The 24,752-nt window shown below is 44.5% G+C and carries 22 protein-coding genes and 1 tRNA gene; 15 read left to right on the forward strand and 8 right to left on the reverse strand.

The window, feature by feature from the left end:
* Nucleotides 1-49: 49 nt before the first annotated feature.
* Nucleotides 50-649: an XrtA/PEP-CTERM system exopolysaccharide export protein gene (locus C8R11_RS10045; protein WP_090701724.1), complete on the reverse strand. Its 600-nt coding sequence runs from the start codon at nt 647-649 to the stop codon at nt 50-52.
* A 589-nt stretch (nt 650-1,238) separates the two neighbouring features.
* Here C8R11_RS10045 and C8R11_RS10050 point away from each other — a divergent pair.
* Together C8R11_RS10050 and fghA are read left to right on the forward strand one after the other, a co-directional pair.
* Complete coding sequence (locus C8R11_RS10050; protein ID WP_107795578.1) at nt 1,239-2,345, forward strand: S-(hydroxymethyl)glutathione dehydrogenase/class III alcohol dehydrogenase; 1,107 nt, start codon at nt 1,239-1,241, stop codon at nt 2,343-2,345.
* A complete protein-coding gene (fghA, locus tag C8R11_RS10055) occupies nt 2,345-3,199 on the forward strand; it encodes an S-formylglutathione hydrolase (protein WP_107795579.1) in 855 nt (284 codons plus the stop codon). Before C8R11_RS10050 ends, fghA begins: the two co-directional genes overlap by 1 nt.
* A 68-nt stretch (nt 3,200-3,267) precedes the next feature.
* Here fghA and C8R11_RS10060 read toward each other — a convergent pair whose 3' ends face one another.
* Both C8R11_RS10060 and C8R11_RS10065 read right to left on the reverse strand, forming a co-directional pair.
* Nucleotides 3,268-4,467, reverse strand: a complete 1,200-nt coding sequence (locus C8R11_RS10060; protein WP_107795580.1) for an acetyl-CoA C-acyltransferase — start codon at nt 4,465-4,467, stop codon at nt 3,268-3,270.
* A 65-nt stretch (nt 4,468-4,532) separates the two neighbouring features.
* Nucleotides 4,533-6,995: a 3-hydroxyacyl-CoA dehydrogenase/enoyl-CoA hydratase family protein gene (locus C8R11_RS10065; RefSeq protein ID WP_425320585.1), complete on the reverse strand. Its 2,463-nt coding sequence runs from the start codon at nt 6,993-6,995 to the stop codon at nt 4,533-4,535.
* A 414-nt stretch (nt 6,996-7,409) separates the two neighbouring features.
* Between C8R11_RS10065 and C8R11_RS10070 the strand changes: the two genes are divergently transcribed.
* Entirely contained in the window at nt 7,410-8,516 is a 1,107-nt protein-coding gene (locus tag C8R11_RS10070) for a DUF484 family protein (protein WP_107795581.1), read from the forward strand.
* Nucleotides 8,517-8,529: 13 nt separating this feature from the next.
* Here C8R11_RS10070 and C8R11_RS10075 read toward each other — a convergent pair whose 3' ends face one another.
* From C8R11_RS10075 to C8R11_RS10090, 4 genes are all read right to left on the reverse strand, one after another.
* Nucleotides 8,530-9,351 carry a hypothetical protein gene (locus C8R11_RS10075; protein WP_107795582.1) on the reverse strand — a complete coding sequence of 274 codons (822 nt, stop codon included), beginning with the start codon at nt 9,349-9,351 and terminating at the stop codon, nt 8,530-8,532.
* Nucleotides 9,352-9,431: 80 nt separating this feature from the next.
* Nucleotides 9,432-9,962 (reverse strand): CDP-alcohol phosphatidyltransferase family protein, encoded by a 531-nt coding sequence (locus C8R11_RS10080; protein ID WP_090698813.1) that lies wholly within the window; start codon nt 9,960-9,962, stop codon nt 9,432-9,434.
* A 25-nt stretch (nt 9,963-9,987) separates the two neighbouring features.
* On the reverse strand, nt 9,988-11,013 hold the full coding sequence (locus C8R11_RS10085; RefSeq protein ID WP_090698815.1) for a methyltransferase: 1,026 nt from the start codon (nt 11,011-11,013) through the stop codon (nt 9,988-9,990).
* A 177-nt stretch (nt 11,014-11,190) separates the two neighbouring features.
* Nucleotides 11,191-11,267 (reverse strand) — tRNA-Val (locus tag C8R11_RS10090).
* 152 nt (nt 11,268-11,419) lie between these two features.
* Here C8R11_RS10090 and C8R11_RS10095 point away from each other — a divergent pair.
* The 12 genes from C8R11_RS10095 to C8R11_RS10155 all read left to right on the forward strand — a co-directional run bounded on the left by C8R11_RS10095 (nt 11,420) and on the right by C8R11_RS10155 (nt 22,974).
* On the forward strand, nt 11,420-12,370 hold the full coding sequence (locus C8R11_RS10095) for a histone deacetylase family protein (RefSeq protein ID WP_107795583.1): 951 nt from the start codon (nt 11,420-11,422) through the stop codon (nt 12,368-12,370).
* A gap of 531 nt (nt 12,371-12,901) precedes the next feature.
* Nucleotides 12,902-13,336: a GFA family protein gene (locus C8R11_RS10100; protein WP_107795584.1), complete on the forward strand. Its 435-nt coding sequence runs from the start codon at nt 12,902-12,904 to the stop codon at nt 13,334-13,336.
* A gap of 11 nt (nt 13,337-13,347) precedes the next feature.
* Entirely contained in the window at nt 13,348-13,587 is a 240-nt protein-coding gene (locus tag C8R11_RS10105; RefSeq protein ID WP_244907626.1) for a (4Fe-4S)-binding protein, read from the forward strand.
* 631 nt (nt 13,588-14,218) lie between these two features.
* Nucleotides 14,219-14,719, forward strand: a complete 501-nt coding sequence (gene greB / locus C8R11_RS10110; protein WP_107795585.1) for a transcription elongation factor GreB — start codon at nt 14,219-14,221, stop codon at nt 14,717-14,719.
* Between the two features lie 162 nt (nt 14,720-14,881).
* Nucleotides 14,882-16,543 (forward strand): serine/threonine protein kinase, encoded by a 1,662-nt coding sequence (locus C8R11_RS10115; RefSeq protein ID WP_107795586.1) that lies wholly within the window; start codon nt 14,882-14,884, stop codon nt 16,541-16,543.
* A gap of 1,010 nt (nt 16,544-17,553) precedes the next feature.
* Nucleotides 17,554-17,706: a hypothetical protein gene (locus C8R11_RS16200; RefSeq protein ID WP_181258231.1), complete on the forward strand. Its 153-nt coding sequence runs from the start codon at nt 17,554-17,556 to the stop codon at nt 17,704-17,706.
* Between the two features lie 368 nt (nt 17,707-18,074).
* Nucleotides 18,075-18,212, forward strand: coding sequence for a hypothetical protein (locus tag C8R11_RS16745; protein ID WP_244907627.1), 138 nt, complete (start codon nt 18,075-18,077; stop codon nt 18,210-18,212).
* Nucleotides 18,213-18,877: 665 nt separating this feature from the next.
* Nucleotides 18,878-19,741: a pentapeptide repeat-containing protein gene (locus C8R11_RS10130; RefSeq protein WP_107795587.1), complete on the forward strand. Its 864-nt coding sequence runs from the start codon at nt 18,878-18,880 to the stop codon at nt 19,739-19,741.
* Between the two features lie 140 nt (nt 19,742-19,881).
* The gene (locus C8R11_RS10135; protein WP_107795588.1) at nt 19,882-20,586 is read left to right on the forward strand and encodes a DUF4145 domain-containing protein; all 705 of its coding nucleotides are present in this window, start codon (nt 19,882-19,884) and stop codon (nt 20,584-20,586) included.
* Nucleotides 20,587-20,672: 86 nt separating this feature from the next.
* Nucleotides 20,673-21,005, forward strand: a complete 333-nt coding sequence (locus tag C8R11_RS10140) for a hypothetical protein (RefSeq protein ID WP_107795589.1) — start codon at nt 20,673-20,675, stop codon at nt 21,003-21,005.
* Nucleotides 21,006-21,142: 137 nt separating this feature from the next.
* Nucleotides 21,143-21,604 carry a DUF3592 domain-containing protein gene (locus tag C8R11_RS10145; protein WP_107795590.1) on the forward strand — a complete coding sequence of 154 codons (462 nt, stop codon included), beginning with the start codon at nt 21,143-21,145 and terminating at the stop codon, nt 21,602-21,604.
* 581 nt (nt 21,605-22,185) lie between these two features.
* A complete protein-coding gene (locus tag C8R11_RS10155; protein ID WP_107795592.1) occupies nt 22,186-22,974 on the forward strand; it encodes a peptidoglycan-binding protein in 789 nt (262 codons plus the stop codon).
* Between the two features lie 300 nt (nt 22,975-23,274).
* Here C8R11_RS10155 and ubiD read toward each other — a convergent pair whose 3' ends face one another.
* Nucleotides 23,275-24,741: a 4-hydroxy-3-polyprenylbenzoate decarboxylase gene (ubiD, locus tag C8R11_RS10165; protein ID WP_107795594.1), complete on the reverse strand. Its 1,467-nt coding sequence runs from the start codon at nt 24,739-24,741 to the stop codon at nt 23,275-23,277.
* Nucleotides 24,742-24,752 lie beyond the last annotated feature (11 nt).

Consider the following 24,752-nt stretch of genomic DNA (forward strand, 5'->3'; position numbering starts at 1 on the left):
CATCTATATCTTATTAAAGTCCTCTGGAATTTTCTCAAAGTGATCAAAATTAAAAAAAACTTTCAGGTATTACTAATACATCTCCTTGGAGCATGGGAACATTTGCTGAAATATCACCGTCTCTGATCAAATCATTTAAACGCACACTGAATTGTTTCTGTTCACCATCAACGGCACGAATGATTCTTGCCCGGTTACCTGCCGCAAAATCAGTAATACCCCCTACGGCAATCATCACATCCATCAACGTCATATTTTCCCGATAAGCTAGCGCCTGTGGTTCTGCCGCTTCTCCTATTACCCGAATCTGTTCGCTGTAAGGCCCTACAAATTGAGTTACCACAACCGTGACCACCGGTTCCTGAATGTACTTAGATAGAGTTTCTTCGATATCACGCGCAAGTTGTGTGGAAGTTTTTCCACTTGCGGGCAAGTCTTCTACTAACGGTGTAGTAATCTTCCCATCCGGTCTTACAGGCACAGCCATAGATATTTCTGGATTACGCCAAACGATAATATCGATATTATCGCCGGGCCCAATTAAATAATCACGGGAGACAACACCATCCTCAGTATCGCTCAGTAGAGGGTATGTCTTACAGCCACTTAGGAGCAAAAGAACTGAACATAAAATAATTAGTTGTTTCATACCATCTATGCTCAAAAAAAATGTTTTCACAGAAGTTTCCTCATATACATTTGCCAGATAAAGTCAAATCAATCTATTACTGCTTTATTATGAAATAATATCAGATAGTAATACAGGAACTAAGCTTTATAAGCATGAAAAAACCGGTAATTACACTTATTATTAAATTTAAAACCAACAAAAACTATCTGCCATAAAAATAACCTTCAGCAATTCAAAAAAATCTACCGAACAAAATTGTGTATTAAATGATTTTTATCAACGCAGTGAATAACATAAATTATAATAACAGTATAAACTATTGTAACAATTGGACTACGGTACTAACGAAAAACAGTTTGTTCTTCACCGGTAATGCATTAATAACGTTAAATACTGCCATATAATTTTTTCAACTGAGTACGTATTCACGTGTTTTATATGATCCCATTTCAAATATACTGAATTTTGAGAACCGATAGCTTATGTAATCAATCGTAAACCTAAGCACAACAAATAGTCTGTGAGTTTTAACCGTCATTCGGCAAAATCGGTAAAATTTTACACAGCAAAATACAATCAAGTATCCTAAAAAAGAAGGAAAAATCAGATGAAAACGCGCGCAGCAATTGCCTGGCAGGCTGGACAACCTCTTACAATAGAAAATGTAGATTTGGATGGCCCCAAAGCTGGTGAAGTGCTCGTCGAAATCAAAGCGACGGGCATTTGTCATACCGATTACTACACACTTTCCGGGGCCGACCCAGAAGGCCTGTTTCCTGCTATTCTGGGACATGAAGGTGCCGGTATCGTGGTTGAAGCCGGCAAGAACGTTAAGTCTCTGCAAGCAGGTGATCATGTGATTCCGCTTTACACACCGGAATGCCGGGAATGCAAATATTGCTTGTCGCAAAAAACCAATCTTTGCCAGGCAATTCGCAGCACGCAAGGCCGCGGCCTGATGCCCGACTCAACCTCACGATTCACTATAGATGGCAAACCATTGTTTCATTATATGGGCACATCAACTTTTTCAAATTTTACAGTAGTCCCTGAAATTGCATTAGCCAAAATAAGACCGGACGCTCCTTTTGACAAAGTTTGCTACATCGGTTGTGGCGTTACAACAGGTATTGGAGCCGTATTATTCTCCGCGAAAGTTCAAGCTGGCAGCAATGTTGCTGTTTTTGGTTTAGGTGGTATTGGCCTGAATGTGATACAAGGCGCCAGAATGGTTGGTGCTGACAAAATTATCGGCATTGACATCAATCCGAAGCGTGAAGCCCTGGCACGCGAATTTGGCATGACGCACTTTCTGAACTCTAACGACGTTCCTGACATTGTAGATGCAATCATTCAACTCACCGATGGCGGCGCCGACTATAGTTTTGAATGTATCGGCAAAACGCAAATCATGCGACAAGCATTGGAATGCACCCATAAAGGGTGGGGACGCAGCATCATTATTGGTGTTGCTGAAGCCGGCGCGGAAATCAGCACGCGTCCGTTTCAACTGGTTACCGGTCGCAAATGGGAAGGCTCCGCTTTTGGCGGCGCACGTGGCCGTACCGATGTTCCTAAAATTGTCGACTGGTATATGGAAGGTAAAATCAACATTGATTCATTAATTACGCATACCCTTAAGCTTGAAGATATCAATACAGGCTTCCAGTTGATGAAAGCAGGCGAATCCATCCGTTCGGTGGTTGTTTACTGATGACAGAACTCCTGGAAATACGTAACCAACATAGCTGTTTCAGCGGCATACAAGGTTTTTATCAGCACGACTCATCGGTTATTGGGCTGCCCATGCGGTTTTCCGTATACCAACCACCCCAAGCACAACAACACTCAGTACCTGTACTTTTCTTTCTGGCCGGCTTAACCTGCACTGAAGAAACATTTATGATCAAAGCCGGCGCACAACGTTATGCTGCTGATTATGGATTGATGCTGGTTACCATGGATACCAGCCCTCGCGAAACCGGCATTCCAGGCGAATCAGACAACTGGGATTTTGGTTCAGGCGCCGGTTTCTATCTCGACGCAACAGCCCCCCCCTGGTCAAATCATTATTTGATGGAAAGCTATATCACGCAAGAACTATATGAAATCATTGTCAACCAATTTCCTGCGGATAAACATCGAATTGGCATATCAGGACATTCGATGGGAGGTCATGGTGCACTGACACTGGGATTACGCCATACCGAGAAGTTTCGCTCCGTTTCTGCTTTTGCACCTGTTTCCGCTCCTATTCAGTGCCCGTGGGGACAAAAAGCATTTACGCATTTTTTGGGTAAAAACCAGGATTATTGGCGCAATCATGACGCGACCGCCTTGATCAAAGACGGCCATCACATCTCAGATATGTTGATCGATCAAGGCCTTAATGACCCATTCCTGTCTGAACAGTTACGCCCCGATCAATTAGAAAATGCCTGTCATAAAGCCGGACAAAAGCTGACGCTACGCTATCACCCAGGCTATGATCACAGCTATTATTTTATCAGCACGTTTATAGATGATCACCTGAAATATCACCGGGACATCCTGAACGACAGTTTCTGATACCAAAAACACTTCTTGACTGTCAAAGTTGACAAGCTATTTTCAAATACCCCAAACTTTTACATGTACTATAGTGCTTCAAATACACCCGCGGCACCCATACCACTACCTATACACATGGTCACCATGCCGTATTTCTTTTTATGACGACGTAAACCATGTATCAATGTTGCCACACGTATAGAGCCTGTCGCACCCAATGGATGGCCCAGCGCAATTGCGCCGCCAAGTGGATTAACGATCTCCCGGTCGAGATTCAATTCATTTATTACGGCGAGACTCTGTGCTGCAAATGCTTCATTTAACTCAATCCAGTCAAGATCATCCTGTTTGATACCCGTTTGCGCCAGCACTTTAGGAATCGCCTTGACTGGTCCAACACCCATGATTTCGGGCGGTACACCGACAACAGAAAAGCCGATAAAACGACCCAGTGGTGAAAGATTAAAGCGCTTCATAGCAGACTCACTCATCAAAACCACGGCACCGGCACCATCGGACATTTGTGAGCTGTTACCCGCTGTTACCGAACCATGCGCAGCAAAAACAGGTCGCAATTTCGCCAGCGCATCCAGACTGCTGTTTGCACGCGGCCCCTCATCGGTATCTTTTACCAAAATTTCTTCGCGTACTTGGTGTGTCATCAGGTCCGGATACTTTTCATTCACGGTATAGGGTGTAATTTCCTGCGTAAATTCAGCATTCTCGATAGCTTTTAAAGCACGCCGATGGCTCGTTAAGGCAAATTCATCTTGCGCTTCACGCGTCACTTTCCACTGTTCAGCCACTTTCTCGGCAGTCATCCCCATCCCATAAGCAATGGCAACATTTTCATCATGTTGGAACATAACTGGATTCATCGCCACCTTATTACCCATCATAGGCACCATACTCATACTTTCAGTTCCACCTGCTATCATCACATCCGCTTCACCCAAACGAATACGGTCAGCCGCAACCGCCACTGACTGCAAGCCCGATGCGCAAAAACGATTAATCGTCATTCCCGGCACACTATTCGGCAGACCTGCGAGTAACAAGGACACTCGCGCAACGTTAATCCCCTGTTCAGCTTCGGGCATGGCACAGCCGACAATCACGTCGTCAATTGCAACCGGATCCAAGTCCACACATTGTTTCATGACTGTCTTGATCACATGCACCAACATGTCGTCAGGACGAACATGTTTGAACATGCCTCGCGGCGCTTTGCCGACCGGTGTACGCGCAGCTGCAACTATATAGGCGTCTTGTATTTGCTTGGCCATCAATCTCTCTCCTTGGTAATGAGCACTGCAGTGCCCTGCTTGATATCTGCGTCAGATAACACCGATTAATTTCTGAGCGGCTTTCCCGTTTTCAATGTATGCTCAATACGCGCCTGCGTCTTTTCAGTCGCCAGCAACGCCATAAATGCAGCACGTTCGAGTTCGAGAAACCATTCTTCGTCAACCAAGCTGCCTGGCGTAAGATCTCCGCCACACATGACATATGCAATTTTTTCACCAATCAGATTATCATGTTCGGAAATAAACGCGCCCTCACGCATGTTAACCAGCTGGCTTTGAATCGTTGCAATTCCGGTATTGCCAGCTACTGGAATCGCATGTGACCGCAAGGGCGGACGATAACCACCTTCAGCAAGCGCCAACGCTTGCAATTTGGCGATATGCAACAGCTCAAAACGATTCATAACAACTGTATCAGCCGGACGCAGGAAACCCAGCGTTTTAGCCTGGTCCGCGCTTTTCGCCAGCTCCGCCATGGCCACCGTCTGGTAATATTTTTTCAATTGTGGAAATGGATCTCCTTCCACTGCATTCTGTGCAGCTCTGAGTGCAAACTCTTTACAGCCACCTCCTGCCGGCAGCAGGCCGACTCCGGCTTCAACCAGGCCGATATAGGTTTCCATGGTTGCAACTGCGCGGTCGCAGTGCATGACAAACTCACAACCACCACCTAATGCCAAATTATCTACAGCCGCTACAGTTGGAATCATGGAGTAACGTAACGCCTGAGAAGTTTGCTGGAATTGGCAAATCATTTTCTCCACCTCAGCCAGCTTTTTAGCCATCAGCGCATCAGCCATATCCAGTTCTCTGGCAGCTTTAAGCACTGTCGCCTGTGCAGATTTTTTGAACTGTTTAAAAAACTTTTCAAAAGCTGATGGCGAGGGGGGTGGGCTGGTTGCTGTTTGCGACAGCTTGGGCCGCTCTGTTGCCTGTTTTAAATTTGCACCTGCTGAAAACGGTGGCTCGGTCTGCCAAATAACCATTGCTTGCCAGTTTTTCTCAGCCTCTTGAAGTGCTTCCTGAACCCCGTTCAGCACATCTTTACCTATGGTATGCATTTTGGTTTTAAAACTGAGAATTGCAATCTTATCTCCGGTGTGCCACATTCTCACAGCATCGGTTTCAAATATGGTTTCCCCATAACTTGCTTTCTCGCCAACCAGGTGATCAGGATACAACTGTCGTTGGTAAACAGGCAAAGCAGAGCGCTGATGAAATTTTTTAGCTGCTGGTGCATAGGAACCATGCGGTGTATGCACTGCCGCAGCTTCCCGTTCGCCAATTTCCATGACCCAAGACGGCAAAGGCGTATCACTCATGCATTTATCTGATGCGATATCTTCGTTAATCCAGGATGCAATCTGTTTCCAGTCTGCATTCTGCCAAATTTCGAAGGGTCCCTGTTTCCAACCGAAACCCCATCTTATCGCCAAGTCGACATCACGCGCGTTGTCAGCGACGGCTTCGAGTTGAACGGCACAATAGTGAAACAAATCACGGTGGATAGACCATAAGAATTGTGCCTGTGGGTGCTGATTGTTACGCAGGGCTGCAATCTTATCTCTCGGACTACTATATTTAAGCTGATGCTTGAGATCTTCATTCACCTCGCCTTTTGAAGCACAATACGTACTCGTGACAAGATCCAATACTTGAATCTCCTTGCCAGTCTTTTGATAGACGCCGCGTTTTGTTTTCTGTCCAAGCGCACCGTCATCAATCAAACCCTGCAACCAGTCAGGCACCTGAAAATATGGATGCCAGGCATCGTCAGATAAGGTATCTCGCATGGTGTTGATAACATGCGCCAGCGTATCCAGACCGACAATATCGGCAGTTCTGAAAGTCGCACTTTTGGGTCGACCGATCAAGGTGCCTGTCAATGCGTCCACTTCATCAAACCCAAGACCAAAAGACCTGCCGTGATGCATGGTCGCCAATAGTGAAAAAACGCCTATACGATTGGCTATAAAATTCGGCGTATCTTTTGCCCGAATCACTCCTTTCCCGAGATAAGTCACCAGAAAGGTTTCCAGATGATCCAGCATTATCGCATCGCTTTGTTTACAGGGTATCAATTCAACTAAATGCATGTAACGCGGCGGATTGAAAAAATGAACGCCACAAAAACGATGGCGTAATGCTTCAGGAAAAGCCTGTGCCAGTGTATTAATGGAAAGCCCGGAAGTATTGCTCGCAAAAATTGTCTGCTCACCAAGATGGGGCGCCACTTTTTCATATAATGCTTGCTTCCAGTCCATACGTTCGGCAATTGCCTCAATGACTACATCACACTCCCTAAGCTTCTCGAGGTGTTGATCATAATTGGCTGGTTGAATGAAAGCAGCCTTGTCCTTTACCGACATGGGCGCCGGTTCGAGTTTTTTCAGTTTTTCTATCGCCTTGGCGACATTGGCATTTGTGTCTCCGGCCTCTGCCGGCAACTCAAACAACAAGGTTTCAATGTTAGCATTCACCAAATGAGCTGCAATCTGAGCACCCATTACACCCGCACCTAGTACTGCCACCTTCCGCACAATAAATTGAGCGTTATCCAATCTCGCCTCCTGCATAATTCGGTTATCGAGTAAATTACAACTGTAATTTCAATCGCACGTACGAATTGCCTCTATCAACTTTCAATTCTAATTAGTGTATATCTTACATACTCTCAGGCAATCTGCCATCAATAATTATCTGATTCTGAATCTAAGTGTTGTTTTTTTCATCAAAATCTGCATATAACCATATAAATATGAAACATAAAGTACAGGCGTGTTTTAGAATTTAACATTCAACGCACTATACTATTGTTAGCAATGGTAAAATAAATTTAACATCATAATTGGTTACCACGTAAAACTCATAAACCGTCCACTACCGGTCACTGACTTTTGATTAATCTGCAATCAAATTTAATGAAAAGAAAAAAATCAAAAGCACAACAAAAGCATAGAAATCTGAATAACCATTACAACAGGTTGATGCAGCATGCTTGGCAAAACGAAAATATCCTGTCTCGCTTCCAGCAAATAGAACTGTGTTTAATGCGGTGCGAATCTTTTGCGGAACTTCTAAAAGTACTGCTTAACGAATGTAAAACCCAGTTCGAACTGGAGCAAGTCGCACTTATTCTGCTGGATCCGCATCATGAAATCCAACAGCAACTGCACAATTACAAATTCAATTACCAGAATAATTTTTCAAATTTATTTTTTCACACAAATAATCAGAAACTTTTACAATTATTCCAGAACGATCTGTCACCGCAACTCGGCCCATACAATGCGGCACTACATGCTGACCTGTTCAAACAACCCGCTTCCACAGTCTACAGTATCGCATTGTTACCGCTCACCCACGACAACCAAATCCTGGGTACGCTTATTTTGGGAGATTCAACACCAGAACGCTTTTCAGAGCAGTCTGCAACTGACTTCTTACAACATTTAAGTGCGGTTATTTCTATTTCTATCAACATGACCATTTCACGGGACAGATTAAAACACAATAGCTTGAATGATGCACTGACGGGCATTAATAACCGACGATTCTTTGATCAACGCTTGTCCGAAGAAATTTCACGATGCAAACGTTTACAGATACCCATCAGTTGTCTGTTTATCGATGTGGATAATTTCAAGCACTTTAACGATACCTACGGACACGCCAGCGGTGACATGGTCTTGAAACAGGTTGCCGGCATCATCCGCAATGAACTGCGTTTAAGTGATATCGTAGGACGTTATGGCGGCGAAGAATTTGCGATTCTACTGCCTGACACCGACCACCGGACAGCAGTCGAAATTGCAGAACGTATTCGTGTAAGTATCCAAAAACACCGTTACAAATTTGACAAACATATGCTGCAGGTAACCGTCTCCATTGGTATTGCGGATTCTCAGAAATTTGCAGATGAAAACAGAACACTTAATGAGATTGGTAACACACTGATTGCAGCAGCCGATAAGGCATTATACAAGGCAAAAAACGCCGGTAGAAATTGCATTGCCATTAATGAGTAACAACCATCTTTGTTCAATATAAAGAGACAGAAGTTTGGTCGTCAAAATACCCGCTTGGCTGCGAAACATGTTTTATTTTTCCGAGCACCTTGCGTACTGCAAACTGAGGACGTCGCCGCCAGGGCAGCAATAATGGTTTTAAATCGTCGTCTTTGGAAACCGGTACAACATGATTCCTGCTAAAACTATCGGTGTTTGCAAAGCACGTGAACAATTGTTCATAATAAGCATAACGCTTCCAGAACGAAACATGAATACTATCCATGCTCATCCACTGAGGATCCGGTTCATGCACTGTCAATGGATAACGTTTCGTCAGTTCATTCAAGCCCTGATGTACCGCCCACGCTCGATCCACCACTTCATTTCTGGAAAGCCGGCAACTGGGATAAAACAAATTTCGAAGCAACTTAAAACGCCGCTCGGACAACGATGCAATCGAGGCCATCGGCAGATTCGTCATAACAATTCGCGCAGACCGGCCATGCAACCGATGGATACACCATGCCACCCAGTGCAGGATTTGCGCAGATGAAAACCCATAAAGAATATCATTACCGATATCAGTCAAAAAAGCATAATTTGGTTGTAATAGCCGTTGTGACTCTTCTGAATAAAACTGCCGCCACAAACCGCTGCGTACAATTCCGGGTAATTCTCGCACCAGCACTTGGCTATTCTGTCCATATGAACGCCCATGCCCTGCCGCGACCAACACCTCGCTGGGGCTGCCGCAATGCCGCTGCAATAGTTGAATAATGAGACGTAGCGACATCGTCAGATTGCTTGCTCCCAGCAATACAATTCTGTTAACGGGTTTAAAAAATTGATTCAATTATAACCAACTGAAAAATAGGGTACTTACAAGACAAAACTCAAAGTACAGGTCATTACAATACACTGGCCTGTTACAGTTCAGGCATCTTTCATTTCGCGGTAAAAATTATTTTTAAAAAAAAGATAAGTGTAATCAACTGCGGACAAAATACTGATCAGAATAGCCGATACCAACAGCCATTGCGGTATCATATTCAAACCTACAAAACTCAAAAACAACAGAAACTGAAATGCCGTTGCAACCTTGCCAAGTATTCTGGGAACTACATTAAAGAAAGCCCGCCAGTTTTTTTCCCAGGCCACAAACAATGCGCCACAGAATACTGCAATATCGCGCGCACCAAATAATAAAAACTGCCACCAGCTGATATCAGTTTCCAGAAACATCACCACAGCTACCGAAAGCACAAAGCATTTATCGGCGACAGGGTCCAACAACGCTCCGAGTGATGTATGCAGATTAAACCAGCGGCTGAATGCACCATCGAGGTATTCGGTCGCCAAAGCCACCATTAATATGACCAGTCGATATTGTTCAGAAGCAAAAGGAAAAACAAAAGCCAGAATCAGACGCAAAAGTGTCAGCAAGTTGGGCAGATGTTTCAACATGACTTTAAATCAACTAAGAATTCCCTTATTTGTATGCAATCGCAGCACTGCACGGACCTGTCAGATGCATAACCTCATAGCGCCTAAAACCGGCCTCCTGGCACCATTTCCAGAAATCAGCACCCGTAAAATCAAAAGCATCGCCAAATTCAATAAGCATTTGTAACGACATCATCAAACCAAAGGCATTTGTACGCCGCTCATCATCAATCAGATTTTCAATCGCGACAAAAACACCATTTTTCGGCAGCGCTTCATAAGCCAGTCGTATCAGATGTTTCTTCTTTTCCAGATTCCAGTCTTGCAGAATCATCCCCATGGTAATGATGTCCGCCTTAGGGAGTGGGTCAACTAAAAAATCACCTGAAACTACCTGTACACAATCAGACAATCTCTCCTCTTCCAGCCACATTTTGGCGATGGGCTCAATGGCCGGCAAATCAAATGTTGTACATTTCATATGCGTATGATGCTTGACTACGAGGCTCGATAAAAGGCCCGTTGCACCGCCGACATCGCAAAGTGTATTGTAACCGCTGAAATCGAATTTCTGCACAAATACCTTGAAATTCCCCAATGAAATACCACGCATGGCGCCCATAAACTGTTCCAAACGCGGCATATCTTCATAAAGCACCTCAAGCATGGGCTTTTGGCTGTGCTTAATTTCACTTTGAGGCTTACCTGTTTTCAGCGCTTCGCCAAGATCATTCCAGAATCGATATAAACGATCATTGGTCATTTCAAGAATACCGCCAATATAAGTACTCTTATTTTTATCCAGATAGACACGCGTTTCTTCTGTATTTGAATAAAGTGCAGATACGCCATTACCCGTTCGATTCAGAAAACCGAGTGCAACCAAAGAATCCAGGAAATCCCAGATACCGCGCGGATGAAGCCCCAGTTCCCGGCCAAGCGTCACGCCTGTTAAAACTTTATCACCCAGCTTTGTAAAAACCCCAAGCTCAACTGCAGTCAAAAGAATTTTTGATGACCAGAAATTAAAACCGGTATCGAGAATATGGTAAGGATTACTTGGTTTTGTCATGCCGTCATCTCCGGGAATCATTCGATATGCGCACATTCCACCTGACACCCTGCGAAATACATCATTGGCAGAATATCGTTTACAAAAGCGCAAATATTAGCAAAGGTCAAAACATATGGGTAACAAAATAATTGTCGAAAATGAACGGAACTTTTTTTCAGAAGAAAAGAAAGGAAATGGTAGGCGCGACTGGATTCGAACCAACGACCCCCACCATGTCAAGGTGGTGCTCTAACCAACTGAGCTACGCGCCTAAAGAGAATTGATTCACCTGAAGATCGCTGATTCTATCTGAAACAGGCTTCAGGTACAAATTAATTTATCAGGTTACCTAAAGTTTTGTAATCATTTGAAGCATTCACAAAAACAAGTATGATATCCAGGATGATAATCGACTCAATAACTCATGACTACTAAAACGGCAACAGCCATTGCAGATGCCACGGCCTATATTACGCATGTTGATTGTCTTAAACATGACATGGGTTCTTATCATCCTGAATCTCCACAACGGCTGTCGATAATCGCAGAACAACTGGAAGCAACAGGCTTGCTTGCGCAACTGCAATATCACGATGCGCCGCTGGCCACCGCTGAACAACTGGCACGCGTGCATGCACCCGGTTATATCACCGAAATACAAAATGCCTCCCCACAATCAGGCTTGCATTATCTCGACCCGGACACCACTATGAATCCGTATACCCTGAGCGCCGCACTAAGAGCGGCGGGCGCGGTTGTACTGGCTGTCGATCTGGTAATGACACAACAGGCTGCCAATGCTTTCTGCGCCGTGCGTCCACCTGGTCATCATGCGGAATCCGCACGAGCCATGGGATTTTGCATCTTTAACAATATCGCAGTTGGCGTCGCCCATGCACTCGAACAGTATGGTCTGCAACGAGCGGCCATCCTGGATTTTGATGTGCACCACGGAAACGGTACCGAGGAAATCTTTGGAAGTGATGAACATGTATTGCTGTGCTCAACCTTTCAGCATCCGTTTTATCCCAATTGCGGTGTAGAAAGCCATCATCGCAATTGCATCAATGTACCGCTTGCAGCCGGTTCCGGCGGCAATATTTTTCGACAGACTGTACTCGACCGATGGCTGCCCGCAGTCGGCGCATTTAGACCCGAAATCATTTTTATCTCGGCCGGTTTTGATGCCCATCGGGAGGATGAAATGGCACAGCTGATACTTGATGATGCGGATTATGTCTGGATCACACAACAAATCAAATTACTGGCAGAAAAATACGCACAAGGACGGATCGTTTCTGTCCTCGAAGGCGGTTATGCGCTTAAAGCATTGGGACGTTGTGTTACGCAGCATATAAAAATGCTGTGCAATTGAAGGGATCATCAGATCACCTGCCGAACAATGTCATAACAGCTGCATCTCAGAGATGAATCTGAACCGGAGTTGTGCCATTAATTATAAAAATTTTTTATTCAGCATGGTTCCAAACGTTGGATTGGATCAATACTTTGACCCGTTCCGGTTTCATCAAATCCGAAACGATTTGATTTATCTCCTATTATCGCCTTAATCTTCTTTGAGACATGCAGCACTCTTTTTTACTTGCGTTCTTCCGTGTCAATCATCGTCTAGCAGGCTGTTAAAAAAGTATCCTGTTCCCGTTTCAGCGTAAAAAAAGTCCAGAACACTCATTTATTACAAATAAATCCGTTTTCTCGCTTGTTTTTCCTTGTACCGCATACCTCAGAAATCCTTCTCAACGGCCTGCTAAAAACACCATCCTGATCCAGTTATCACTCTATTTTCAATTCAATTTTCTTGACATTATAATACGACTGGTCATATTATAATGTTTACTAAATATACGAAGTGCAATGTCATTCAATTTATAGAAGGAGCTGCATTATGGCTAACGAAGAAACTTACACTGGCAGTTGTTTTTGTGGCGAGGTCCAGTTCACTGTCAAAGGTGAACCTGCCGGGATGGGTTATTGTCATTGCGAATCATGTCGACGCTGGTCAGCCGGTCCTGTCAATGCTTTCACCTTGTGGAAACCAGAAGCAGTAAAAGTTACACAAGGCACGAATAATATAGGTACTTACAACAAAACAACCAATAGCTACCGAAAATGGTGCAAAACCTGCGGTGGTCATATCTTCACCGAACATCCAGGCATGGGGCTTACCGATGTTTATGCAGCGACAATACCCGAATTTCCCTATCATCCTGGCGTACATGTACACTATCAAGAGACAGTGCTTCGCATTAATGACGGATTACCGAAAATGAAGGATGTGCCCAGGGAAATGGGCGGCTCCGGCATCAGCATAGACGAATAGGCCATTGTTATATGGATCATTCAATTCAAACATCAAATTCCTGGAGAAATAAAGTCATCATGAAAATAGCCTACGACGCCAAAGTATGCATTCACGCAGGAAACTGCGTTAACAACCTCCCTGCTGTGTTCAAAATCGTCAATGAACAGCTCGTTATTGATCCAAAAGGAGCCAGTGAAGCTGAAATTCGTCAAACGGTGGCCAGCTGTCCATCCGGCGCATTACAGATTGCGGATACCGATATGTCATAATCTAAACAGCATCTTTCTAAACTGCGCTGGCTTTGTTGTCAGCCGCACCATACTCAAAGACAAAAGAACATTGCCAGGTTAACCATCATAGATACACAACCTTATGTTCTTCATGATTAGACTGGCGCAATCTTTTTCCAAAACTGACGACTTCTAATCTCAGATATTAATCATGGTCGACGCATAGTCGAGTTCTCTGGCGTACAAGCCCACCATGATTGTCGACACGCCGAAAATCATTCAATCAGTATGAAAGCTGTACCAGTAGGTCGTTAAAAATTGTTTCTGAGGCAAACAATGCCAGGCAAAAACAGACGAAAACAAAGCTATGCATAATCAAGGCACATTATGAGTCTATGTTAACGCCACGGCGGCAATGCAGATAGTTTTTCAACTACCAGCCAGATGAGGTATGATTTCAATTGAAAATTGATAACAATTATATAAGGTCATCAGGTTCTTCATTTTTCTTTTGGGTGGTAGCGGCACTAAAAAATAACAACTCAATTTAAAACAATCAGGTGTCCATTGAGTAGCATTACCTGAATCACCCATATTACCGGGGATCAATGGCTCACAAACTATCCATCAACATCAAATTCCCTTTTATTCACTGAAAACAATAATCAGCATGACGCGCTATCGCCCCCCACAACCGAAAAGCTCACCATATATAAGCAAGCCGGGTTATAAGGCACTGAACGATGAGCTTAAAGGTTTGTGGACAACCCGTCGTGAAGTGACTGCAGCATTGTCGGCAGCTGCAGCAGAGGGCGATCGTTCTGAAAACGCAGAATACATCTACCGAAAGAAACAGTTACGTGAAATAGACCGGCGCATTCGTTACCTCCAGAAACGTCTTGATGTGTTAATCATAGTCGATAAGCCGCCAACAAATCAGCAACAGGTATTTTTTGGCGCCTGGGTCGAACTGGAAGATGAAGAAGGTAATAGCGTGGCTTATCGCATTGTCGGCCCAGATGAATTCAATGTCGAAAAAAACTGGATCAGCATGGATTCACCAGTGGCACGGGCTCTGATGAAGAAAAGTCTCGATGACGAAGTGAGTGTGCAGCGTCCGGCCGGACCAATACATTATATTATTACCGGTATTCATTATACCGAAGATTGAGTTATTATTACTGATGTCGATGACGACTCAGAAAATCATACCCTCGGAAAATTCTGGTCAAATCAGTATCGCGCCTGTTTCTGGCGTTCGGCGTAAAATATAAAAGTTATACATAATAGATATCCGTGGGTTAATCGCGATTAGAAAAAGAGATATGCACCAATGACACACATACATAATCAAATTCTGCCGCAAGATACTCAAATCGGCGTTTACGAGATCAAAAATGCCACGAAAATCGGTACATTTGATATCACCTATCGCGCCTGGAATCACCATCTCAAGGAACATGTTGAAATCCAGGAATATTTTCCTCACGAGTTAGCCGTTCGGACAGACGATGGACTTGGTGTCACAGAAAAATCTGTGGTCGAAAAAGAAAGTTTTAAACATGGACTGGAGGTGTTTTTGAATCAGGCCGAGGCGCTCGTCCAAATCGAACATCCCAATGCCGTTACTGCTGAAAACATCCTGCAGTTTAATGGAACTGCTTATCTGATTAAGCCTTGCCGTGAAGGCGTACCACTCTCCAGGCTTGTACAATCATCGACTTCATTTTCCGAAACAGAAATAAAGTTCATTCTGACATCGATTCTAAATGCCCTGCAGTTAATACATGATCATCAAATTGTGCATTGTGGCATCCAGCCGGAAACGATCTGGTTGAGCAAAGAAGGCGAACCTATACTGGTCGATTTTGCCGGCGCACGATTGACTATTGCTGCACGCACCGCCAGAGTTGCAGATGAATTGGCTATCGGCTATGCGCCTGCGGAACAATATGAGCATGCTGATACACCAGGACCTGCAACAGATTTCTACGCATTGGGTGCAACGATGTATTATTGCATGACACATCACAAACCGGCAGCTGCGCAAACCCGAAAAATGGCTCTCAGCAAGGGCGAACCTGATCCGCTCGTTCCGATCTCCGAGCTTCCAGGCGCTTCATTCAGTTCGGAATTGGCACAAACTCTGGAATGGATGCTGCAGCTGCAATACGCTGACCGACCGCAATCGACAGCTGAGATTCTTGCCTTGCTGAAATCAGAACAGACCGATGATCGAGTCACCCCAACCGCTTCCGCACCGAAACCTCAAGATACCGCCAGTGACCATCCGGGTACCCAAAAATACATATGGGCAGGTACCATTACTGGACTAGTCGCATTGATAGCTGTTGGATTATGGCTGAGTGAAAGTACTTCAGATTTATTTGATAACGAGCCTGTCAGTGCATCTGAAACAACAACAGATCAATCCAGTGCTTTAACCGTTGCGCAACCAGATCAGGAAGTTGATCCCGTTGAGATATCCGGTAATGAAGAACAACTCGAGCAACTGGAAAATGATCTGATAACAGAAAGCCCGACTGCTGCTGCAAGCCTGTCGGTTGCCCAACCTGAGATTGTGGACACAATTACAATCGCACCAAAATCCGAGACCAGCCAACAGCTGTCAGTGGTTGACAAATCATTTTCCCAACCCGAAGAATCGAATATTCCAGAAGCAGCAGTCGATAAGAATCTGATCAACAAACATTTAAACGCTGCTGAAAATGCCATCAAACATGAACGGCTTACCACCCCGTCGAGCGACAACGCGTACAAACACTATCAAATAGTACTCGCTATCGAACCGGACAATACGCAAGCACTTGCCGGTCTTCAAAGAATAGTTGACCGGTACATCCAGTTTATTGAGAGCACAAAAAGTAGAGGCAATCTCGACACAACCCGGCTCTATTTACAAAGGGCTGAATCGGTCTTGCCGAATGATCCAAAACTTCAAAGCATTCGGCAGGAATTAGCTGCAGCGGATTGATTGCTGCATTGCATCAGTTTGACATTAAAAACCCCGACTGCATTGTACTGCGAACTTGAATGGACATTCAAAATAATTGCTGGACGTTTGAAGTAAAGTTGTTGTAGCTGAAATGCTGGTAACGGACAATTCTGCATCGTTACCGTCACCCCTCGTAATCAAGTGTATTAGTACATGATTGTGTAATGCATCTCCAGAATTGATAAATTTATAGTTACACTTACCCTGCCGCACCGGATAGTCGGATCTATTTCAAGAGATGGCCAACTGCGACAGCGATTAAATTCCCTGTGCGACCCCAGGATACGCACAGGACAAGGCCCGCATTGTATCTATAAGCATCATTCAAAAAATATTGCCAATTTCCGGCATTGACTAAAAAAGTAATAACTGTGTCAGTTGCATGATGATGAGAACTTGTCTGTGCGTTGTCACCTAAGACGCGTAATCCACCCTGAAACTTTTGAATCCAGCCGAATCAATTTCTAAATTAACGCGATTCTTCACTTTCATTCATTTTCCAAAACTGCCAGGTTGGCCGCAAGCTGTCGGTAAAGATTACAATTCGATGCATGCTCTATTGTCCGAATTTATTAATTTACTGATATATAAAAGTAAGTTATACCTGGAATAAAAATTGCTTGATTAACAGTATACAGACAACATCCGATAATCAGCGATGCGATTCACCGATACTTAAGAATAATTTAACTGTGGGCAAGACTGGAAAATCAGCACAAAACTTGTCCCAATCCCGGTTTTGCAGTTCGGGAGCGTATTTTTAGCAACAGGTATGTCAGGCGCGTGCATTCTCGATTCTTGAATCACACACAACGACGCATCGGAAACATTGTTTGTGACGCTTGTACTGCAGTAACCGCGCTTTTGCAGTTGCGTTACTCGGGATTGATATTTCCAATAATATTTTCCTGACCAGCGGTTTGATCTTGCGGTGATTTCTCAGGACATGACAATCGCTACGTCGGGTAATCATTGCGGAGGGTTTTGTGATGAACAAGGAAGTTAGTGTTGAAAACAATGAAGACGACATGGCCGATGGCTTGGCGCCGGACAGCAGGATTGTCGAAATTATCAATAGAATTGAACTGGCCAAAAACGAGGGCGACGATCATGAAATCGTGTTCTTAAAGCAGATATCGTAGCCAAAGAACAAATACGAACAGGGTTTAATATTTGCTTTGCTTATAGCTGGGTAGATGGCGTCAAACAATACGTACAATAATGCAAGCGGATCTACCCCTATTTGTGAAGGGAGGCTGGTAATTGAGGCAAATCAAGTAATGTATCTTCAGGATTTGAACCAGTATGGCAGCCTTCGTCTGGGGAATGCATGTATAGTTATTGACAGAGAAAATCATTACCCCGCATAGTTAACAATATTCTTAATCGTGCTATTAATCATGATAACAGCTAATGATCTAAAAACTAAAGGCATTGCATGTCTTGAAGAAAATCTGCGGATATAACTGAAGACATCATTAAAGTAAGTGGCAAAGAACGTTTCGTGGAGATGAAGATTGAACATTATCATTATTTGCGTGAACTGGAACTTGAGACAGCGTTGTACGAAGCACGGCAGGATATGGCATCAGACCGATTCAGCAAGGACAATGTTGATCAGCATGTTGATGAAATGTTTTCAAAGTGAGTACACACTTATCTTCACCGATAGCTATAAAAGCGCGCCAGGAAGTTTGCAAAATCTCACTCCGAACTCAAAGAGCCTTATCGAAAAGCACTGCAAATACTGGCTTACAATCCATACCATCCATCATTGAGAATACACCGGCAAAAAAACAAATTGGCCAATTTGCACTCAATATCAATCAATCTCAATTATCGCATTACCTTCGAAATGATTCTATCCGACAAGGCAGTCATTCTGGTTAATGTCGGCAGTCATGACGCGGTGTATTACACATGATAGTGAAAAAGCTTTAATGGTGATTGGCGCTTATTTGCCACATGCCGGTCATTAGCCAAATAAGATAAAAAACTTTTCACTCAGTCGCGTCCCATTTCAGCCGGAGGGCGCTTGCCATGCAAAATAATATAGTGTTTAATTCATGTAAGATAAGTTTTTCCCATGCTCAAACTGTAGTACCTGAATTTTATTTTCTCTCGAACTTGATCAAGCATTTTTTAGTGAACGGTGCTGTCGTATTTACTTGTTCAGAATGTCTTATTTATTTTTAATTATTGTGGAAATGCAGATTATTAATTCACAATTCCCATGATTATGCGACATCTGAAAGTAGATTATTGGACAAAATGTCGTATACATTGTGTTAGAAGCCACTTATCGAGATCTATATGCAACCTGAAACAATTCAAATTATCGCCGCATATATTGCGTTGGCTGTTCCGGGAACCGTGGCCATTACGAATTTGGCAAAGATCATCCTTGAGTGGTTGAAGCAAAGACACACTATAAGTTCATCACAGATAAAGCAGAGTCATGAAATTACCAGCCATTATTTGGACCGAGCGCTTGATCCAAGTGTACCTTTGGCGATTCGCCATCAACTTCTCAGATTCCTTTCAACACCAGACAAAGCCGGCTCTAGATTGCAGAAATGGGCTGAGGGCGAGCTGGATAGAGTTGGAGGTATAGTCGATGAGACAAATAGGGCTGTCGCAGATGCTGAAGCCGAAATACAGAATGCACGAAATGCTGCAGAGATCGCTAACGCAGAGAGAAAGCTAGCTGACGCAGTAAGACGACAAAAATCTCTACTAGAGCCGCCAGCGTCACCTCCAGTTACTGCCGCAGCTCTGAAAGCGGGAATGGTAGACGCAAAGGAATTGAACGGGCTTTCTATGCCAGGAGAAGACTTAACTGGCGCTACTTTCGGCTACAAACAGATGCGGGGCTGTGACTTTTCAAATGGAACCTTGATAAAAGCTAGATTCCAAGGATGTGATATGCGGGCTACTATCTTTAGTAATTCAAATTTGGAAAATTCAGTTTTCTTAGAATCAGACCTTAGGGGCGTAGACTTCTCCGGCGCTAACTTAAAGGGTGCGGATTTTCACAAAGCTCGCTTAGAGGGTGCCATTCTGACTAATGCGGTACTAGATGATGCTGACATACGCGCTACATTTGATAATTCAACCATTTGGCCAGATGCATTTGATCCAGCGAAAAATGGCGCTGTAAACATGGAGCGGCAGTAATGCGCAGAGCGACTTCTAACAAACCGATCCTGAGCGACAAAAGTATGTCGTCATGCCTTTTGCAAATATTGCAAAAGCCACGCCAACATACTTTCGCGCCAGATCAGGGGCGTTAGGAGTATAAAGTATGGAGAAAAAATATGGCTGAACTCGTTGCGGATTGCCCGCGATGTAGAGCAAGTAAAATGACTTTTGATCTTATTGCTGAGCTTCATACTCACAATGAACATAGGTGGCAGCGATGGTATGAGGCTTTTTGTATTTGTAGGCAATGTCTTCATTCAACAATATTCGTTCTTGCACAGGACGAAATTGAATATGAAGACTGGCTAAGAAATCATAAATTAACTGATCTGAACGTAGCTGTTAACCAAGTATTTAAAGTTAAAGGGCATATCAGTTTAAAAGATAGTGCGGGTGAGCAGCCCCCAGATCACTTACCAGAAAATATAAAATCCGCTTTCACGGAAGGAGCTGCTTGTATGGCTATAGGTTGTCATAATGCAGCTGCAACTATGTTTAGATTGTGTATTGATCTAGCTACACGTTCTATGTTGCCGGAGGGTGAGGTAGACGGTTTAAACCGCCATATCCGAAGGAATCTTGGGCTAAGGTTACCTTGGTTGTTTGATCAAAAAATCCTTCCTGAGGCACTTAGAGAATTATCTACTTGCATAAAAGACGATGGAAATGATGGTGCTCACGAGGGGTCACTCAGCGAAGAAGACTCAGCAGACATATTGGATTTTACCTATATTCTGCTTGAACGAATATATACAGAACCTAAACGAGTTGAAATAGCCAGTGCCCGTCGTACAGCACGCCGTAGTGCATCAAGCTCCTAACAAAGCAAGCAAGCGGGACAATTGTTACGCTGCGCTTCACATTGCCCCTTCTTGCGGCGTTATAGCTTAAAGGAGGACTGAGCCGATTGGAAAGTGATGTAGAATTAAGCTGCCACTTTAGATTCCTGTCTTTGTCTGAGTCGCAGGCTGAGCAATTGAAGTCGGTTTGCAAAGAAGTAGATTTTTGTCGTCACTTTAAAACTCAGAAAGTCACGGCCAGTATTGAACTTTCAGAAGCAGTCATTCCAGCTTTGGTAGAGTTTGTGAAACTCAATTCAGTACGGCAAAGTGAAACAGATATATTTATCTCTGTTCTGTCTGAGTATGATAGCCGAATAGTTGATATCCCTGAGTTTATTAATAAGGCAATAATTGCTCTAGGCTGCAAATTGGTGTTTTCGTTTACATGTGCAGTTTAAGCTATAACAAGTTGCTCCAGCAGACGTGCAAACCTCCACGGCCTTTTGTGTCATTCCGCTGCGCTTCATTATTTCACAAAAGTCCGCTCCGGCTTGCACGCTGCTGAGCAAGGCGCTGTGCATCAGTGTAATCGAAGATGATCACTCCCCTTTTTTTGCTGACTTTCGCGTTTGCTTTGTTTTGTGCCTATATGGCAAGACACGCCTTGGTAAGTTATCGAAGCGCCGATGCGAGTAACCACTGGCCCACAACTGAAGGTGTGCTGGTCGATGTTCATTTATGGGGAACGCGTAACATTGATGGCGAGATGATTGATGCTGAGAATCTGAGAGTGGCCTATGAATACGATATCGAAGGCATCCGATATTCAGGGAGCGAAGTTGCGTTTTATCACTTACATTATCCCGAAACGGTCGACTTCGCGAAGGCTCATCCTCAGAGTTCAAGTGTGAGGGTATTCTATAACCCCAAGAACCACGCCGCCTCCGTGCTTATCTCAGGCGCTCATCCGACGAAGCCCTATGGTGAATTGATTTTGGCCTTTTCCGGAGTATTTATCAGCATTGCAGTGTCGATTGCAGCCTGGATGGGGCTCTAAAGTAAATACATAACACTTTGCAACAACGCACGCTTGCAAGCTGCTTTGCTTTGCTGCCGCCAACCCTTTCAGCCAGCAAGCACCGTTAGGCAAGGCGTAAGCTGCATCAGGAGACCAGGTGCGAATTTATAATTTTACAGTTGGGAATGCGTAGACGAAGAACGATATTAATCGTATATGCAACGTTCCACGGGAATAGCAAAAGGGTAGCTGGAATACTGGTTATACCATTATGAAGAAGCAGACTCGCGGCATGAAGTGTTTCCAGAAGAAGTTGCCGAACCCAAACAATACATCGAAGGTGGCTACCAGGCACGATCTCAGTTAATATCTATGGGCGCAATCCAACAAGCACGTAAAGACTGCCTGAAAGTACATGATTTTGAATGCTCATTTTGTCGTATGGATTTTGAATGTGAGTGCGGTGAAATTGATAAGGGTCTTATTCATGTACACCATTTGAAGCAGCTAACAAGTAAAATCACGCGGATAGCGTAAACATTGCCGGAGATTTGAAACGTTAGCCGCAGCATATTCCGATTGTTTTTGATGCCAGTGTTTCTCGAAAAGGAGAGTGAAAAATGATACCTGTAAACAGTGATTTTATTTTGGCTGTTGCCCCGCGTTTTTCAGGCGCTAAAGCTGAAGCACAATCACGCATTGTGGGTGAGATATCTGCTGTTTTTTCTCCTACACTTGATAGCTACGATATCAATACAAAAAAGCGCATTGCTCACTTTATGGCTCAGGTCACGCATGAATGTGCCGGTTTCCGCACTACCGAAGAGTTTGCTTCCGGGGCAGCTTATGAAGGACGCGAAGATCTTGGCAATATTCACGCTGGAGATGGCAAACGTTATAAAGGCCGCGGTCTGATCCAGCTCACCGGACGCACCAATTATCGAAAAATTGGTGAAATACTTGATTTGCCTCTAGAAGATGACCCGGTGCTTGCGGCAGAACCTGTTACTTCTCTGAAGATCGCGTGTGAATATTGGAATACTCGAAAAATAAACGCCGCAGCTGATCGGGATGATTTGATAAAGGCTACCAAACTTGTCAATGGAGGCCTCAACGGCTTAGATGACCGACGCCAGTATCTTCAAAAGGCTAAAACTGCGCTTGCTAACATTGAAGGCATCAGAGTAGCGCTCAATGAAGGCGGCAATTCCATAGTACTTCGCCGCGGGTCTTTTGGTGATGCAGTCAGAGAATTACAGGAACTACTGATAGCTGAAGGCTTCGACATTTCAATCGATAATGATTTTGGTCCAGCCACAGAGCTTGCCGTATTGATGTTTCAGAAAAAAAACAATCTTGTCGCTGACGGGATCGTCGGAAGAAATACCTGGTTATCATTGCGATCATAAAAACCACAAAAATCGGCAAAGACCTGCATTCAGCGGTTGTGCCAAAAACGCACAACCATAATACAGGATTATCTCTGTTTAAAAATGAATGCAGCATCATGCCGCCTGTTCTGAATCGAAAAATCGACTATGCGACTTAATCGTGTTTCAGGCACAAAAATGTCAAATGCGCGTGAACCATACAAATCAAGTTATGCAACAAGCAAACCAGCCTGACGATCAGTGGCCGACATTCTATCATTTTTCGAAGCCGTTTATTTTGAGAATTGACCTAAACAGAACAAGTGTCACTTGATAGTTTTATAGCAGCCCCAGCTCGTCCCAAATCGCATCAACCTTCTGCTTAATAACTTCATCCATCGCAATCGGTGTTCCCCACTCCCGGTTCGTTTCTCCCGGCCATTTATTGGTTGCATCAAGTCCCATTTTGCCGCCGAGGCCGGATACCGGACTGGCGAAGTCGAGGTAGTCGATTGGCGTATTTTCAACAATGAGCGTATCGCGCGCGGGGTCGACGCGGGTAGTGATGGCCCAGATGACTTCTTTCCAATCGCGGATATTGACGTCATCGTCGGTAACGATGATGAATTTGGTGTACATAAACTGGCGCAGAAAGCTCCAGATGCCGAACATGACGCGTTTGCTGTGCCCGGCATATTGTTTCTTCATGCTCACAACCGCCATACGGTAGGAACAGCCTTCTGGTGGCAGATAAAAATCGGTGATTTCCGGAAATTGTTTTTGCAGCAGTGGCACGAATACTTCATTTAATGCCACGCCCAGAATGGCCGGCTCATCAGGCGGCTTGCCAGTATACGTGGAATGATAAATGGGATTACGGCGCATGGTGATGCGCTCGATGGTAAAGACCGGGAAAGTCTCCTGTTCGTTGTAGTAGCCAGTATGATCGCCGTAGGGACCTTCAAGTGCGGTTTCATCGGGATAAATCGCGCCCTCCAGCACCATTTCAGCACTCGCGGGAACCTGCAGATCGTTGCCGATGCATTTGACAACTTCCGTTTTGGAGCCGCGCAATAACCCGGCAAACTGATATTCGCTCAAGGTATCCGGTACCGGCGTCACTGCACCCAGAATCGTGGCGGGATCTGCACCAAGGGCAACGGCTATCGGGTAGGGCTTGCCGGGATTGGCCAGGCAAAATTCCCGGAAATCCAGCGCCCCGCCACGATGTGCGAGCCAGCGCATGATGACTTTGTTAGACGCTATCACCTGCTGACGGTAAATACCCAGGTTTTGACGTGTTTTATTGGGGCCACGGGTAACAGTCAAACCCCAGGTTATCAATGGCGCAACATCACCGGGCCAACAGGTTTGAATCGGTATTTTTCCCAGATCGATATCATCACCTTCCCAGACGATTTCCTGGCATGGCGCGCTGCTCAATACCTTCGGCGCCATATTCAAAACCTGTTTCAATACCGGCAGTTTATCCCAGGCGTCTTTCAGGCCTTTCGGCGGATCGGGTTCTTTCAGATAGGCCAGCAGTTTGCCGACTTCGCGCAACGCTTCCACCGACTCCTGCCCCATGCCCATAGCGACACGTTTGGGCGTGCCGAACAAATTACCGAGCACCGGTATGTTGTGGCCTTTCGGATTTTCAAACAGAACTGCCGGACCTTCGGCCTTCAGGATACGATCACATATTTCAGTCATTTCCAGCGCCGGATCAATTTCCGTTTGGATACGTTTGAGTTCTCCCAACGTTTCCAACTGTGCAATAAAATCCCGCAGATCCTTATATTTCATCAATCTGTTTC

The organism is Nitrosomonas aestuarii, from assembly GCF_003046585.1.
GTDB classification, from domain to species: domain Bacteria; phylum Pseudomonadota; class Gammaproteobacteria; order Burkholderiales; family Nitrosomonadaceae; genus Nitrosomonas; species Nitrosomonas aestuarii.

Excerpts from the sequence above, each read along its gene's own strand:
- C8R11_RS10130 (WP_107795587.1), top strand. The coding sequence starts at position 18,878 with ATGCAACCTGAAACAATTCAAATTATCGCCGCATATATTGCGTTGGCT.
- C8R11_RS10065 (WP_425320585.1), bottom strand. The coding sequence starts at position 6,995 with ATGGGTGCTCAGATTGCAGCTCATTTGGTGAATGCTAACATTGAAACC.
- C8R11_RS10100 (WP_107795584.1), top strand. The coding sequence starts at position 12,902 with ATGGCTAACGAAGAAACTTACACTGGCAGTTGTTTTTGTGGCGAGGTC.
- fghA (WP_107795579.1), top strand. The coding sequence starts at position 2,345 with ATGACAGAACTCCTGGAAATACGTAACCAACATAGCTGTTTCAGCGGC.
- greB (WP_107795585.1), top strand. The coding sequence starts at position 14,219 with ATGACGCGCTATCGCCCCCCACAACCGAAAAGCTCACCATATATAAGC.
- C8R11_RS10135 (WP_107795588.1), top strand. The coding sequence starts at position 19,882 with ATGGCTGAACTCGTTGCGGATTGCCCGCGATGTAGAGCAAGTAAAATG.
- C8R11_RS10155 (WP_107795592.1), top strand. The coding sequence starts at position 22,186 with ATGATACCTGTAAACAGTGATTTTATTTTGGCTGTTGCCCCGCGTTTT.
- C8R11_RS10060 (WP_107795580.1), bottom strand. The coding sequence starts at position 4,467 with ATGGCCAAGCAAATACAAGACGCCTATATAGTTGCAGCTGCGCGTACA.
- C8R11_RS10085 (WP_090698815.1), bottom strand. The coding sequence starts at position 11,013 with ATGACAAAACCAAGTAATCCTTACCATATTCTCGATACCGGTTTTAAT.
- C8R11_RS10105 (WP_244907626.1), top strand. The coding sequence starts at position 13,348 with ATGGATCATTCAATTCAAACATCAAATTCCTGGAGAAATAAAGTCATC.
- C8R11_RS10050 (WP_107795578.1), top strand. The coding sequence starts at position 1,239 with ATGAAAACGCGCGCAGCAATTGCCTGGCAGGCTGGACAACCTCTTACA.
- C8R11_RS10045 (WP_090701724.1), bottom strand. The coding sequence starts at position 649 with ATGAAACAACTAATTATTTTATGTTCAGTTCTTTTGCTCCTAAGTGGC.
- C8R11_RS16745 (WP_244907627.1), top strand. The coding sequence starts at position 18,075 with ATGAAGATTGAACATTATCATTATTTGCGTGAACTGGAACTTGAGACA.
- C8R11_RS10080 (WP_090698813.1), bottom strand. The coding sequence starts at position 9,962 with ATGTTGAAACATCTGCCCAACTTGCTGACACTTTTGCGTCTGATTCTG.
- ubiD (WP_107795594.1), bottom strand. The coding sequence starts at position 24,741 with ATGAAATATAAGGATCTGCGGGATTTTATTGCACAGTTGGAAACGTTG.
- C8R11_RS10145 (WP_107795590.1), top strand. The coding sequence starts at position 21,143 with ATGATCACTCCCCTTTTTTTGCTGACTTTCGCGTTTGCTTTGTTTTGT.
- C8R11_RS10095 (WP_107795583.1), top strand. The coding sequence starts at position 11,420 with ATGACTACTAAAACGGCAACAGCCATTGCAGATGCCACGGCCTATATT.
- C8R11_RS16200 (WP_181258231.1), top strand. The coding sequence starts at position 17,554 with ATGAACAAGGAAGTTAGTGTTGAAAACAATGAAGACGACATGGCCGAT.
- C8R11_RS10115 (WP_107795586.1), top strand. The coding sequence starts at position 14,882 with ATGACACACATACATAATCAAATTCTGCCGCAAGATACTCAAATCGGC.
- C8R11_RS10070 (WP_107795581.1), top strand. The coding sequence starts at position 7,410 with ATGAAAAGAAAAAAATCAAAAGCACAACAAAAGCATAGAAATCTGAAT.